Origin of the sequence: Pedococcus badiiscoriae, assembly GCF_013408925.1 — a bacterium.
GTDB classification, from domain to species: domain Bacteria; phylum Actinomycetota; class Actinomycetes; order Actinomycetales; family Dermatophilaceae; genus Pedococcus; species Pedococcus badiiscoriae.
The window spans coordinates 2507187-2520817 of the sequence record NZ_JACCAB010000001.1 but is presented as its reverse complement, the minus strand read 5'-3'; the positions used below and the strand labels follow the sequence as shown (position 1 = coordinate 2520817).

Sequence of the window (13631 nt, the reverse complement as noted above, 5' to 3'; positions counted from 1 at the left end):
CCCGAGGATAGGTCGCCAACCTTGGTATGCCGCGCAGCCTCGCCTTCTCGGCGTTGCGGCGCAGCCGCACGGCCCATCAAGCTGCGGCCTGGCCGACGAACGGGCTGAGGTCAGCCCTCCTGCTTCTGCTGCTCCTTGCGCCACCGGACCCCGGCCTCGATGAAGCCGTCGATGTCCCCGTCAAAGACCGCCGACGGGTTGCCGACCTCATACTCGGTCCGCAGGTCCTTGACCATCTGGTAGGGCTGCAGCACGTAGGACCGCATCTGGTCGCCCCAGCTGGCCTTGACGTCGCCGGCCATCTCCTTGCGCTCGGCGGCCTCCTCGGCCTGGCGCTGGAGCAGCAGTCGTGACTGCAGGACCCGCAGGGCGGCCGCGCGGTTCTGGATCTGCGACTTCTCGTTCTGCATCGAGACCACGATCCCGGTCGGGATGTGGGTCATCCGGACGGCGGAGTCCGTGGTGTTGACGCTCTGGCCACCGGGACCGCTGGAGCGGAACACGTCGACCTTGATCTCGTTCTCGGGGATCTCGATGTGGTCGGTCTGCTCGATGAGCGGGATGACCTCGACGGCGGCAAAGCTCGTCTGGCGTCGCCCCTGGTTGTCGAACGGGCTGATCCGCACGAGCCGGTGGGTGCCGGCCTCGACCGACAGGTTGCCGAACGCGTAGGGCACGTTGACCTCGAAGGTCGCCGACTTCAGGCCGGCCTCCTCGGCGTAGGACGTGTCCATCACCTGGGTCGGGTAGCCGTGCCGCTCCGCCCAGCGCAGGTACATCCGCATGAGCATCTCGGCGAAGTCCGCGGCGTCGACGCCACCGGCACCGGAGCGGATGGTGACGACCGCCTCGCGGGCGTCGTACTCCCCCGACAGCAGGGTGCGGACCTCGAGCTCACCGACCGCCTTCTGGAGGGAGGCCAGCTCGCGCTCCGCCTCGACCATCGTCGCGGCGTCCCCGCCGTCCTCGGTGCCCATCTCGACGAGCACCTCGAGGTCCTCGATGCGCGAGTCCATCTCGACGACCCGCTCGTACTCGGCGTTCGCGCGCGACAGCGCCGAGGTGACCAGCTGCGCCGCGTCCGGGTCGTCCCAGAGGTCGGGTGCCGACGCCTTGGCCTCGAGCTCGGCGATCTGCTGCTTGACCGACGCCAGGTCGGTCACCTCGCGCACCGAGTCCATGGTGCTGCGGAGCTGCTTGATCTCTTGCTGGAAGTCGACGGCCACGAGACACAACTCTAATGGCACCTCGCCCCCGCCCCGACCGCCCCAGAACGCAGGTATGCCGCGTGGCCGGGGCCACGCGGCATACCTGAGCTGGTGTTGCGGGCCGGCTCAGACCACCAGACCGAGAACCAGGACGAACACGAGGCCGGACACCGACAGCAGGGTCTCCATCAGCGACCACGTCTTGAGGGTCTGGCCGACGGAGAGGCCGAAGTACTCCTTGACCAGCCAGAAGCCGGCGTCGTTGACGTGCGAGAAGAACACCGAGCCGGCGCCGATCGCGAGGACGAGCAGCGAGACGTGGGGGGTGCTCATCCCGGTGGCGAGCGGCGCGAGGATGCCGGAGGCCGTGACGGTGGCCACCGTGGCCGAACCGGTCGCGAGGCGGATCAGGACCGCCACGACCCAGGCGAGCAGCAGGACGCTCACGCCGCTGCCCTTCACCCAGTCAGCGACGAGGCCACCGATCCCGGTGTCGACGAGCGTCTGCTTGAAACCGCCACCGGCCGAGACGATGAGCAGGATGCCGGCGATGGGCGGCAGCGCCTTCTCGAGCGAGGAGGCGAGCTCCTTGGTGCCCATGCCGGCGCCACGGCCGAGGGTGAACATGCCCACGATGACGGCGATGAGCAGCGCGACGAGCGGCGTCCCGAGGAAGTCGAGCGCGGTCCGGACCGGGTTGGTGTCAGCGGCGAAGATGTCCGCGAGCGCCTTGCCCATCATCAGGACGACGGGCGTGAGGACGGCGAGCAGGGTCACGGCGAAGCTCGGGCGCTCGAGCCTGGCGTCGCGCTCGTCGGTGGCGAACAGCGTCGGTGCCGGGACGTCGACCCAGCGGCCGGCGAAACGGGCGAACAGCGGACCCGCGATGGCGACGGTCGGCAGGGCCACGAGGACACCGAAGCCCAGGGTGAGCCCGAGGTTGGCCTTGAGGGCGTCGATGGCGACGAGGGGCCCGGGGTGCGGGGGCACCAGTCCGTGCATGGCGGACAGGCCGGCGAGCGCGGGGATTCCGACCTTGATGATCGACAGCCCGGAACGGCGCGCGACCAGGAAGATCACGGGCATCAGCAGGACCAGACCGATCTCGAAGAACATCGGCAGCCCGATCAGGGCGCCTACGCCAGCCATCGCCCACGGCAGCGTGCGGGCCGAGGACCGGCCGACAATGGTGTCGACGATCTCGTCCGCGCCACCGGAGTCGGCGAGCAGCTTGCCGAACATGGCGCCGAGCGCGATCAGCGTGCCGACCCCCGCCGCGGTGGCGCCGAAGCCCTTGGTGAAGCTGGCGATCGTGTCCGACATCGTCACGCCCGCCACGGCGCCGACCGTGAGCGAACCCAGGGTCAGCCCGAGGAACGGGTGCAGCTTGAACCGCGTGATCAACAGGACGATGACGGCGATGCCGAGCAGCGCCGCCGGGATCAGCCGCGCAGCCGGGATGTCCGGGAGCTTGGCGGCATCGGCCGCGGTGAGGGCCGGGTGCAGCAGGGAGAGAACGTCGGTGTTCACGGGAGGGTCACGCCTTTCGTAGCGAGGGTGCTGAGGATGGTGAGGGACTCGTCGACGAGCGTGTCGACCGGCTTGGCGACGTCGAGGGCAGCACCGAGCTCGTCGGCCTGCAGCACCTCGAGGGTGGCGAACTGGGAGTCGATGAGCGCGGCCGGCATGAAGTGCCCCGGACGCCCTGCGACCCGCGCGGCCAGCACGTCGCGGTCGCCGTGCAGGTGGATGTACACGGCCCGCGGGGCGGCGCTGGTCAGGACGTCCCGGTAGCTCCGCTTGAGCGCCGAGCAGCTGGCTACGCCCCCGGTCGCGCTGTGCTCGACGAGCCAGTCGGCGATGGCTCGCAGCCAGGGCGCCCGGTCGTCGTCGTCGAGCGGGATCCCCGCCGACATCTTGGCGATGTTGGCCGCGGGGTGGAAGTCGTCCGCATCGGCGAACGGGACCCGCAGGCGCTGGGCGAGGGCCGCGCCGACGGTCGTCTTGCCTGAGCCGGACACCCCCATCACCACGACAAGGGGCGCTGCGGGAGGTTCCTTCGGTTCAGGCATGGGCTGACTCCTGTGTCGGCACGGGCTCGGCGTCGAGCTCCTGGACCAGCGTGCAGCATCAGAGCGGATTTAACAAGACTCTTCGACTTATAAATCTTATTTAAAACCTCAGTGCCTGAGACACGTCCTGTCTGGCAGGCTGGACGCATGCCCGCCGACCCCGCCGACCCGGCCGCCCCCACCCCGACTGACGACTCCCCCGCAGGCCTCGAGCCAGGGCTGCACGCCAGCGTGCTCGACCGGCTCGGCCAGGAGATCGTCTCGGGGACGGTGCCCGTGGGCAGCGTCGTGCGGATCGACCAGCTCGACGAGCGCTTCGGGGTGTCCCGGTCCGTGGTGCGGGAGGCCGTCCGCGTGCTCTCGTCGATGGGCCTGGTCGAGACGCGGCGCCGGCTCGGGGTGCGCGTGCGCCCCCGGTCGCAGTGGAACGTCTTCGACCCCCGCGTGATCCGCTGGCGCCTCGACGGTCCCGACCGCGAGGACCAGCTGGTCTCGCTCGGTGAGCTGCGCCGTGGTTTCGAACCCGTCGCCGCCGAGCTCGCCGCTGACCGGGCGACGCCCGAGCAGTGCGGTGCGATGGCGGCCGCGGTGATGCAGATGACGGTTCACGCCAAGTCCGGCGACCTCGTGGCCTACCTCGAGGCCGACAAGGACTTCCACCGCACCATGCTCGAGGCGTCGGGCAACGAGATGCTCGCCGCCCTCGCCACCGTCGTGTCCGAGGTGCTGGCCGGTCGCACCCACCATGACCTCATGCCGCGCACCCCGAACCCCACGGCCATCCGCCTGCACGGTGACGTGGCGCAGGCCATCGGCTCCGGGGACGGCAGGGCCGCGAGCGCGGCGATGGCCTCGATCATCGACGAGGCGAGCGCGGCCGTGCGCCTGGCCAAGGACACCGGGCACTCAGCCTGAACCCGGGAGCCGGCGGAGAACTCGGCGTCCCGGTCGCGAGGGACCACCTCACCGAGGTTGACCGTCGACGCCCACCGCGCCGTGGCGCCGAGGCAGTGGGTCAGGCGCCGGTGAGCGGCCGCGGGAGGGTCACGGATGACCAGTCTCGAGGAGCCGCCGGAAGCCGGCCTCGTCCAGGATCGGCCGGCCGAGCTCGCGGGCCTTGTCCTCCTTGGTGCCGGCGTTCTCCCCCACGACGACGTAGTCGGTCTTCTTCGACACCGACCCCGAGGCCTTGCCGCCCCGCGCCAGGATCGCCTCCTTCGCCGAGTCGCGGGAGAACCCCTCGAGCGACCCGGTCACCACCACGGTCAACCCGGCCAGGGTCTGCTCGACGGACTCGTCGCGCTCGTCCTCCATGCGCACGCCGTCCGCAGCCCACTGGTCGACGATGCGGACGTGCCAGTCGTTGCCCGGGGCATCGAACCAGTCACGCACCGCCTCGGCGATCACCCCGCCCACGCCCTCGGCCCCGGCAAGCTCCTCACCCGTGGCCTCGCGGATCGCCGTCATGGTGCCGAAGTGCTGCGCGAGCGCTCGCGCTGCGGTCGGGCCGACATGGCGGATGGACAGCGCCACGAGGACCCGCCACAGCGGCTGCGACTTGGCCTGCTCGAGGTTCTCCGACAGACGGATCCCGTTGGCGGACAACACCTTCCCGTCGACCACGGACTCCGCCGGGTCGGTTTTCTTGGCCGCGCGGGTGAACAGCGGGACGGTGACCAGCCGGGCGCGGCCCGCTTCGCCGGCCAGCCCGAACAGCCCGCTCTCGTCTTCCAGCACCCCGGAGTCGAGCAGCGCGCCGGCCCCCTCCCAGCCCAGGGCCTCGATGTCGAACGCCCCGCGGCCGGCGAGCCCGGCCAGCCGCTCCCTCAGCTGGGACGGACAGGTGCGCGCGTTGGGGCAGCGGATGTCCTTGTCGCCCTCCTTCTCCGGCGCCAGCGGCGTCCCGCAGGACGGGCACTCGGTGGGCATGACGAACTCGCGCTCACTGCCGTCGCGCAGGTCGACGACCGGCCCGAGGATCTCGGGGATCACGTCACCGGCCTTGCGCAGCACCACGGTGTCGCCGATGAGCACGCCCTTGCGCCGCACCTCGTCGCCGTTGTGCAGGGTGGCGCGCTCGACCGTCGACCCCGCGACGACCACCGGCTCCATCACCCCGAACGGAGTGACCCGACCGGTGCGACCGACGTTGACCTGGATGTCGAGGAGCTTGGTGTTGACCTCCTCGGGCGGGTACTTGAAGGCGATGGCCCAGCGGGGGGCCCGCGACGTGGACCCGAGCTGGCGCTGGAGCGCGATCTCGTCGACCTTGATGACGATCCCGTCCAGCTCGTGCTCGACGCTGTGCCGCTCGGCGCCGTAGTGGTCGATGAACTGCTGGACCTCCTCGATGGTGTCCAGCACGCGGTAGTGCGTCGAGATCGGCAGGCCCCACTCGCGGAACAGGTCGTAGGCCTGCGACTGCCGGGTCAGCTCGAACCCCTCGCGCAGTCCGATGCCGTGCACCAGCATCCGCAGGCCACGGCTGGCGGTGACCCGCGGATCCTTCTGTCGCAACGAGCCCGCGGCGGTGTTGCGCGGGTTGGCGTAGGGGGCCTTGCCGGCCTCGACGAGGCTCGCGTTGAGGTCGCCGAACGCCTCGACGGGGAAGTAGACCTCACCGCGGATCTCCACCCGCGCCGGGTGGTCGGATCCGGCCAGCTGGTGCGGGATGCCTTCGATCGTCTTGACGTTGTTGGTCACGTCCTCGCCCGTGCGTCCGTCGCCGCGGGTGAGGGCGCGCACCAGCCGACCCTTCTCGTAGAGGAGGTTGACGGCCAGGCCGTCGATCTTGAGCTCGCACAGATAGTGGTATGCCGCGGACCCGGCATCGCGGGCGACCCTCGCCGCCCAGGCGGCGAGCTCCTCGGGCGAGAAGCAGTTGTCCAGGCTGAGCATCCGCTCGAGGTGGTCCACCGCGGTGAAGTCCGTCGAGAACACGGCGCCACCCACCTGCTGGGTGGGGCTCTCCGGCGAGCGGAGCTCGGGGAACTCCTCCTCCAGCTCGTTCAGGCGGCGGATCAGCCGGTCGTAGTCCCCGTCGCTGATGGTCGGCGCATCCTTGACGTGGTAGGCGAACTGAGCCGCCGCGGCCTGCTCGGCGAGGTCGCCCCACTCGTGACGGGCCGCGTCGGTGGCGGGTGCCGGGTCCGTGGCGGGCGAGGGCGCCTCGTCCACAGCGGGCGACGGCGCCTCGTCGGTGGCAGGCCCTGGTGCTGTCGGCGAGTCGTTCTGGGTCACGACGCCCATCCTGCCGCACACCCCTGACGGTCACGCGGCGACGCGGCATACCTGAACCCGTAGCCAAAGGTGCCGCTCTCGGGCGAGGATGGCGGGAAACCGCACCCCCACCGTCGAGGAGCCTGCGCCATGACCAATCTCGCCACCAACCTGGTCGACACCGCACGGGAGCGGCCCGACCAGCCCGCCATCAAGTTCATGGGCAACGACATCACGTACGCCCAGATCCACGGGATGGCGGCCAGGGTGGCGGGGTCGCTCAAGGCCGCGGGGGTCGAGCCCGGCGACCGCGTGGCGATCATCCTCCCGAACGTCCCGGCGTTCCCGGTGGTGTTCTTCGGGTCGCTCCTCGCGGGCGCCATCGTCGTGCCGATGAACCCCCTGCTCAAGGCCGGCGAGATCGACTTCTTCTTCACCAACTCCGGCGCCAAGGTCGCGTTCGTGTGGCCCGACTTCGTGGCGGAGGCGACCGAGGGTGCGAAGAACTCCGGCACCCGCATCATCCCCTGCGGGCCGATGGGTCCCGCCGAGGGCGCGCTCGAGGGTGGCGAACCGATCACCGAGCCCGTCGAGCGGGACGACGAGGACACGGCCATCGTGCTCTACACCTCAGGCACCACCGGTCGCCCCAAGGGCGCCGAGCTGACCCACAAGAACATCCACCTCAACGCCTACCGCAGCGCGGTCGAGATCCAGGCGACCACCCCCGACGACGTGGTGATGGGCTGCCTGCCGCTGTTCCACGTGTTCGGGCTCGTCGTCGGGCTCAACGCCGCCGTCATCGCCGGGGCCGCGCTCGCGCTCATCCCCCGGTTCGACCCGGCCGAGGCGATCAAGGTCATCGGCAACGAGAAGGTCACCATCTTCATGGGCGTGCCGACCATGTATGCCGCGATCCTCAACCACCCCGACTCCGACGCCCTCGACGCGACGTCCCTGCGCACCTGCTGCTCGGGCGGGTCGGCGATGCCGCTGGAGGTCATGAAGGCGTTCGAGGAGAAGTTCGGCTGCATGATCCTCGAGGGCTACGGCCTGTCCGAGACCTCGCCGGTGGCGTCGTTCAACATGCCGACGCGGGAGCGCAAGCCCGGCACCATCGGCGTCGCGATCCCGGGCTGCGAGATGAAGCTCATCGACCTCGAGGGCAACGACGTCGCGCCCGGCGAGGGCGTCGGCGAGATCGCGATCCGGGGCGACAACGTGATGAAGGGCTACTGGCAGAACCCCGAGGCCACGGCGGAAGCCATCCCGGACGGCTGGTTCCGGACCGGCGACCTGGCCACGGTGGACGACGAGGGCTACTACACGATCGTCGACCGCAAGAAGGACATGATCCTGCGGGGCGGCATGAACGTGTACCCGCGTGAGGTCGAGGAGGTCCTCTACACCCACCCCGATGTGCTCGAGGCCGCCGTGGTCGCGGTGCCGGACGACCTGCTCGGCGAGGACGTCGGGGCTGCTGTCGCCCTCCGCCCCGGCGCCACCGCGACGCTCGAGGACGTCCAGTCCTACGTCAAGGAGCGCATCGCGGCCTACAAGTACCCGCGCCACATCTGGGCGGTCCCCGAGCTCCCCAAGGGTCCCACCGGCAAGATCCTGCGTCGCGAGGTGCACAAGCCGGCGGGCTGACGAGCCTCCCCCGCCGGCGCTGCGGTCCGGGCGCCGGCGGCGCGGCGCGGCGGCGGTGCGGTCAGGGTGCCGGCGGCGCGGCGCGGCGGCGGGCCGGCAGGCCGATGACCACAGCCGAGACCAGCACGATCGCCGCACCGAGCAGCTGCGGCCAAGCCAGGTGCTCGCCCAGGACCACGACGCCCAGCAGCACCGAGACGACCGGGATGAGGTACGTGACGGTGGTGCTGACCGTGGCACCCGCGCCCCGGACCACGTCGAACTGGAGCATGTAGGCCAGTCCCGTCCCCACGACGCCCAGCACGAGGACGCAGAGCAGCGGCAGCAGTGCGCCCCCGCCGTCGAGGTTGGCGTGCCCGGCCCACGGGGCGGCATACGTGTCACGGTTGAACAGCCACCACACGAGCAGGACGGGCACCATCAGCGCGGACCCCACCAGCAGCAGCGCCGTGGGCATGGACAGCCCGCCCAGGTCCGCGTCGCCGAGGAAGCGCCGGTTGTAGGTCCAGCCCAGGCCGTAGCACGCGCCGGCGACCAGGGTCATGCCGAAGCCCAGCAGGTCCGGGCGTCCCGTGGACTCCCACGGCTGCATGATGACGACGACCCCGACGAACCCGATGACCACCGCCGCCAGCTTGCGCGGTGACAGCCGGTCGCTCGGCAGCAGGGCCAGCGCGAAGAAGACCGCTGCCAGGGGCGTCGTGGCGTTGCCGATCCCGGCCAGGGCCGACGAGACGCGCACCTCGCCGGCCGCGAAGAGGCTGAACGGCAGGGCCGTGAGGAACACCCCCGACACCGCGAGGTGGGCCCAGGTGCGACGCGCACGCGGCAGTCGACCGCCCGTGATGGCCAACAGGGTGAGCAGGGTGGCAGTGCCGGCGAAGATGCGCAGACCCGAGATCTGCAGCGGGGCCATGGTGCGCAGCCCCACCTTCATCAGCAGGAAGCTCGATCCCCAGATGAAGGCCAGCAGGAGGTACTTGGCCTGCCAGGGCACGCGGGTCGCCTGGGTCGGGGTGACAGCGGGTGTGGTGGCGACACTGCTCATGGGTGCGTCAACTCTCGGCTCGTTCTGACCATTCCGCGGCCACGGCGACCGCTGCGCGTTGAACGCGCCAGGCCCCCTCTGGTGTGAGTCCGGGCAACCCGCAGGCCGGGCTGGCCGTGAGGTCGCCCAGCGTGGTGGTGGCCATGCCCGCGTCGCGCCAGCCCCGGCTCACCACGTCGGCGGCTCCGCGCACGGTGCCGCTCCCGTCGGTCGGCAGGCACCCGGCATACAGGGCGACGCCGTCCTCGACGGTCGCGGCGATGGACTCCCAGCGCTGGGGCGTGAGGGCGGTGACGTCGAGCGCGACCGCGCCGACCCCCGTGGCACGGAGCAGCGGCAGCGGTATGCCGGAATCGCAGCAGTGCACGACCGTCGCAGCGCCGGGGCCCGCGTCGTCGCTCGCTGCCGCCAGGACCTCGCGCAGGCCGTTCACCACGGTCTGGGGGTCGACCGGGCGCAGGTGGCCGTAGCCCGACGCGGTGGGGAGGTGACCGGCGAGCACCGCGGGCAGGGAGGGTTCGTCGAGCTGGAGGACGAGCGTGGCGCCCGGGACGAGGCGCGCGACGTCGCCGAGGTGGACGCGCAGGCCCTCCGCGAGGGAGCCGAGGAGGTCGCGCACCGCCCCGGGGTCGGACAGCGCCTTCTCACCGCGCTGGAGCTCGATGCCGGCGGCGAGCGTCCAGGGGCCGGTGCACTGGAGCTTGAGGTCGCCCTCGTAGCCGTCGAAGGCCTCCGCGAGCTCGTCGAGGTCCTGACGCAGCAGGGCCCTGGTGCGCTGGCCGTCGTGCCCGCCCCGCTCGACGAACCGCCAGCCGCTGGGCTGGAGGTCAACGTGCAGGTCGACCAGGAGCCCTGCGGCACGACCGATCATGTCGGCGCCCGGGCCGCGCGCGGGCAGCTCCGGCAGGTAGGGCAGGTGGCCGTCTCCGAGGATCTCGCGAACACCCTTGAGCGCCTCGCGGATGTCGGTGCCCGGGAGAGAGCCGATGCCAGTTGCGCGAGCCACGCCCCGAGACTAGTCAGCCCCACCGACACCCTCGACGGCGCAGGGTCGGTTGGCAGGCTTGGTGACCCCGGGTGGGGCTCGCCGTCAGCGACTGACGATGTGCTCCTTGGCCTTGGCGATCGCGAAGCCCCACGCCTGCGACGGCTTCGTCCTGCCTGGCACCGCCACCTCGTCGGGGTTCGTCACGACATCGAGGAGGTAGGGGACGCGGGAGGAAAGGGCCTGCGCGACGGCCTCGTCGAGGTCCTGGGGGTCGGTGACGCGACGGGTCGTCAGCCCCAGGGCCGCACCGACCGCGGCGAGGTCGGGGTTGTCGAGCACGGTCCCGAACTCCGGGAGGCCACCCTGCTCCTGCTCGAGCTTGACCATGCCCAGGCGGCCGTTGTTGAAGACGACGAAGGTCACGGGGAGGTCGTAGGTGACCGCGGTCCGCAGGTCCCCGAGCAGCATCATCAGCCCACCGTCCCCGCAGAACGCGACGACCTGGCGGCTGCGGTCCAGGGCCTGGGCCCCCAGTGCCATCGGCATGGCGTCGGCCATCGAGCCGAGGTTGAACGAGCCGATCAGCCGCCGGTTGTCGCTCATCGGCACCAGTCGCGCCAGCCACACCGTGGACATCCCGGTGTCGCTCGTGAAGATCGTGTCCGGTCCCGCATGGCGGTCCACCGCCATCGCCACCGCCTCGGGGCGGATCAGCTCATCGGGGTTGTCGGCCTTGCTGCGCAGGCGCCCGAGGAGGGACTCGTCGTGGTCGGGGTCGGCCAGCTTGCGCTGCGCCTGCATCCACTCCTCATAGCGTTCCTGGGCCTTCTGCAGGTGTCGGCCGGGCTCGCGCGACGTGAGCATCGGGAGCAGGGCGCGCAGGGTCGCCCCGGCATCACCGACGAGGCCGTGCGCCACCGCGGTGCGCCGACCGACGTGCTCTGCGCGGGAGTCGAGCTGGATCACGGTCTTCCCGGTCGGGATCCAGTCCCGGTACGGGAAGTCGGTGCCCACGAGCACGAGGACGTCGGCGTCGTCCATGGCGGACGTCGCCGCGGGGTTCCCGATCAGCCCCGTCTGCCCCACGGCGTACGGGTTGTCGTGCTCGAAGCCTTCCTTGGCCTTGAGGGTCAGCACCATCGGCGCGGCGAGCGTCTCGGCGAGCCGGAGCACCTCCGCGCGAGCACCGCGCGCGCCACATCCGACGAGCAGCGTGACCTTGGCGTCGGCGCCGATGGCATCCGCCGCAGCCTGGATGGCCTCCGGCGAGGCGGCCGCCGGGTGTGCCGGCGGGACGAAGCGCGGCGGGAGGGCACCCTTGGCCACGTCGAGGCCCCCGACGTCGCCGGGCAGCGTGAGCACCGCGACGCCGCGGGCGCCGAGGGCCGCGTTGACGGCCTGCTCGAGGAGGTGCGGCATCTGCTCGGCGCTCGTGACCGTCTCGGCGAACACCGCGACGTCGCTGAACAGCCGGTTGTTGTCGACCTCCTGGAAGAAGTCCGTGCCCACCTCCGGCAGCGGCACCTGCCCGCAGATGGCCAGCACCGGGGCGTGCGACTTCTTGGCGTCGTACAGACCGTTGAGCAGGTGGATCGAACCCGGGCCGACGGTCCCCATGCACACCGCGAGGTCGCCCGTGAGCTGGGCCTGCGCGGAGGCCGCGAACGCCGCGACCTCCTCATGGCGGACCCCGATCCACTCGACCCGGTCCTCGCGCCGGATCGCGTCGGTGACCGGGTTGAGGGCGTCCCCGACCACCCCCCAGATGGACGTCACCCCGTGGTTCGCGAGGGCCTCGACGATGAGTTCTGCGACGGTGCTCATGCGTGGTTCAGCTCCTGGGGCTCGACAGGCTGGGTCGGAAGGCGGACGGGTCGGCTGCCGCCCAGTCGGCGGCCCACGACTGCGGGGGCTCTGCCACGAGCTGGCCGGGGGCGAGCCACTCGAACAGCTCGGCATACGAGCGGGTCTCCCACGGGTTGATGACCTTGCGCAGCTGGGTGGGCGAGAGCTGACGCGGGTCGTGCGCGCCCATCGAGGCCATCATCTTGACGGCCTCCTCGACGGTGCCCTGCTGGTAGTGCATGACCCGTTGGCTCTTGTCTTCGACGTCGAGGGCGTGGCCGCGCCGTGGATCCTGGGTGGCGACGCCCACCGGGCACTTGTCGGTGTGGCACAGCTGGGCCTGGATGCAGCCGACGGCCATCATCATCGCGCGGGCGGAGTTGGTGTAGTCGGCGCCCTGGATGAGCCGCTTGACGATGTCGTTGCCGGCGGCCACCTTCCCGCTGGCGCCGATCCGCACCCGGTCCCGCAACCCCGCGCCGACGAGGGCGTTGTGCACGAGCATGAGGCCCTCGGTGAGCGGCATGCCCATGTGGTCCTCGTACTCCAGCGGCGCCGCCGCGGTGCCGCCCTCGGCGCCGTCGACAATGATGAAGTCCGGAGTGGTGCCGACCTCGATCATCGCCTTGCACATGGCCAGGACGTCGACCCGCGACCCCACGCACAGCTTGAAACCTGCGGGCTTGCCGCCCGACAGGTCCCGCATCTCGGCGATGAACTCGATGAGCTCGACGGGGGTGCGGAAGACCTTGTGGGCGGACGGGCTGACGCACTTCTCGCCCTGCGGTACCTCGCGGATCCGGGCGATCTCGGCGCTCACCTTGGCCGCGGGCAGGACACCGCCGATGCCGGGCTTGGCTCCCTGGCTGAGCTTGAGCGAGACCATCTTCACCTGGTCGCTGGACGCCTTGCTCGCGAACTCACCACGGTCGAAGTCGCCGTCCTTCGTGCGGGTCGAGAAGTAGCCGGAGCCGATCTCCCAGACGAGGTCGCCACCGTGCTCCTGGTGGTACGGCGAGAGACCGCCCTCGCCGGTGTCATGGGCGAACCCGCCCAGTGCGGCGCCCCTGTTGAGCGCGCGAATGGCGTTGGCGGACAACGCGCCGAAGCTCATCGCCGACACGTTGAGCAGGGCCATCGGGTAGGGCTTGGCGCAGTCCGGGCCGCCGACCAGGACCCGGGGCAGGTCCTTCGGCGGGTCCAGCGGCGCGGTCGAGTGGACGAGGTACTCGTACCCCGGCTCGTAGACGTCGCGCTCGGTGCCGAACGCCTGCTCGCCCGCGATGTCCTTGGCGCGCTCGTAGATCAGGGAGCGGATGTCACGGTCATAGGGGCGACCGTCGTAGTTGCGCTCGATGAAGTACTGCTGCAGCTCGGGCCGGATGTCCTCCATGAGGAACCGCAGGTGTCCGAGCACCGGGTAGTTGCGCAGGATCGAGTGCTTGCGCTGGAACGCGTCCCACACGGCGAGCCCGAACAGCCCGAGCACGAGGACCAGCAGCACCCACCAGGCCGGGCCGCCGAGGGACGCGGCCAGGGCCACGATGGCAGCCGTGACCCCCAGGGCCCCGACGATGAAGAACTTCAGCATCACTACCTCC

The 13631-nt window shown here is 71.0% G+C and carries 10 protein-coding genes; 2 read left to right on the top strand and 8 right to left on the bottom strand.

Going from position 1 to position 13631, the window contains the following annotated elements:
• Positions 1 to 110: 110 nt before the first annotated feature.
• The 3 genes from prfB to BJ986_RS11810 all read right to left on the bottom strand — a co-directional run bounded on the left by prfB (position 111) and on the right by BJ986_RS11810 (position 3280).
• The gene (prfB, locus tag BJ986_RS11820; RefSeq protein ID WP_179422159.1) at positions 111 to 1226 is read right to left on the bottom strand and encodes a peptide chain release factor 2; all 1116 of its coding nucleotides are present in this window, start codon (positions 1224 to 1226) and stop codon (positions 111 to 113) included.
• A gap of 108 nt (positions 1227 to 1334) precedes the next feature.
• Complete coding sequence (locus BJ986_RS11815; RefSeq protein WP_179422158.1) at positions 1335 to 2738, bottom strand: GntT/GntP/DsdX family permease; 1404 nt, start codon at positions 2736 to 2738, stop codon at positions 1335 to 1337.
• The gene (locus BJ986_RS11810) at positions 2735 to 3280 is read right to left on the bottom strand and encodes a gluconokinase (RefSeq protein ID WP_238338088.1); all 546 of its coding nucleotides are present in this window, start codon (positions 3278 to 3280) and stop codon (positions 2735 to 2737) included. Before BJ986_RS11810 ends, BJ986_RS11815 begins: the two co-directional genes overlap by 4 nt.
• A gap of 147 nt (positions 3281 to 3427) precedes the next feature.
• Between BJ986_RS11810 and BJ986_RS11805 the strand changes: the two genes are divergently transcribed.
• Entirely contained in the window at positions 3428 to 4195 is a 768-nt protein-coding gene (locus tag BJ986_RS11805; RefSeq protein ID WP_179422157.1) for a FadR/GntR family transcriptional regulator, read from the top strand.
• 129 nt (positions 4196 to 4324) lie between these two features.
• Here BJ986_RS11805 and ligA read toward each other — a convergent pair whose 3' ends face one another.
• A complete protein-coding gene (gene ligA, locus BJ986_RS11800; protein WP_337795454.1) occupies positions 4325 to 6457 on the bottom strand; it encodes an NAD-dependent DNA ligase LigA in 2133 nt (710 codons plus the stop codon).
• Positions 6458 to 6649: 192 nt separating this feature from the next.
• Between ligA and BJ986_RS11795 the strand changes: the two genes are divergently transcribed.
• Positions 6650 to 8149: a long-chain-fatty-acid--CoA ligase gene (locus tag BJ986_RS11795; RefSeq protein ID WP_179422155.1), complete on the top strand. Its 1500-nt coding sequence runs from the start codon at positions 6650 to 6652 to the stop codon at positions 8147 to 8149.
• A gap of 61 nt (positions 8150 to 8210) precedes the next feature.
• Here the strand turns inward: BJ986_RS11795 and BJ986_RS11790 are convergent, their stop codons facing one another.
• The 4 genes from BJ986_RS11790 to BJ986_RS11775 all read right to left on the bottom strand — a co-directional run bounded on the left by BJ986_RS11790 (position 8211) and on the right by BJ986_RS11775 (position 13621).
• Positions 8211 to 9197, bottom strand: a complete 987-nt coding sequence (locus tag BJ986_RS11790; RefSeq protein ID WP_179422154.1) for a DMT family transporter — start codon at positions 9195 to 9197, stop codon at positions 8211 to 8213.
• A 7-nt stretch (positions 9198 to 9204) separates the two neighbouring features.
• Complete coding sequence (locus tag BJ986_RS11785; protein ID WP_179422153.1) at positions 9205 to 10203, bottom strand: uroporphyrinogen decarboxylase/cobalamine-independent methonine synthase family protein; 999 nt, start codon at positions 10201 to 10203, stop codon at positions 9205 to 9207.
• 84 nt (positions 10204 to 10287) lie between these two features.
• On the bottom strand, positions 10288 to 12009 hold the full coding sequence (locus BJ986_RS11780) for a thiamine pyrophosphate-dependent enzyme (protein WP_179422152.1): 1722 nt from the start codon (positions 12007 to 12009) through the stop codon (positions 10288 to 10290).
• 7 nt (positions 12010 to 12016) lie between these two features.
• Complete coding sequence (locus BJ986_RS11775) at positions 12017 to 13621, bottom strand: FMN-binding glutamate synthase family protein (protein WP_179422151.1); 1605 nt, start codon at positions 13619 to 13621, stop codon at positions 12017 to 12019.
• Positions 13622 to 13631: the final 10 nt, after the last annotated feature.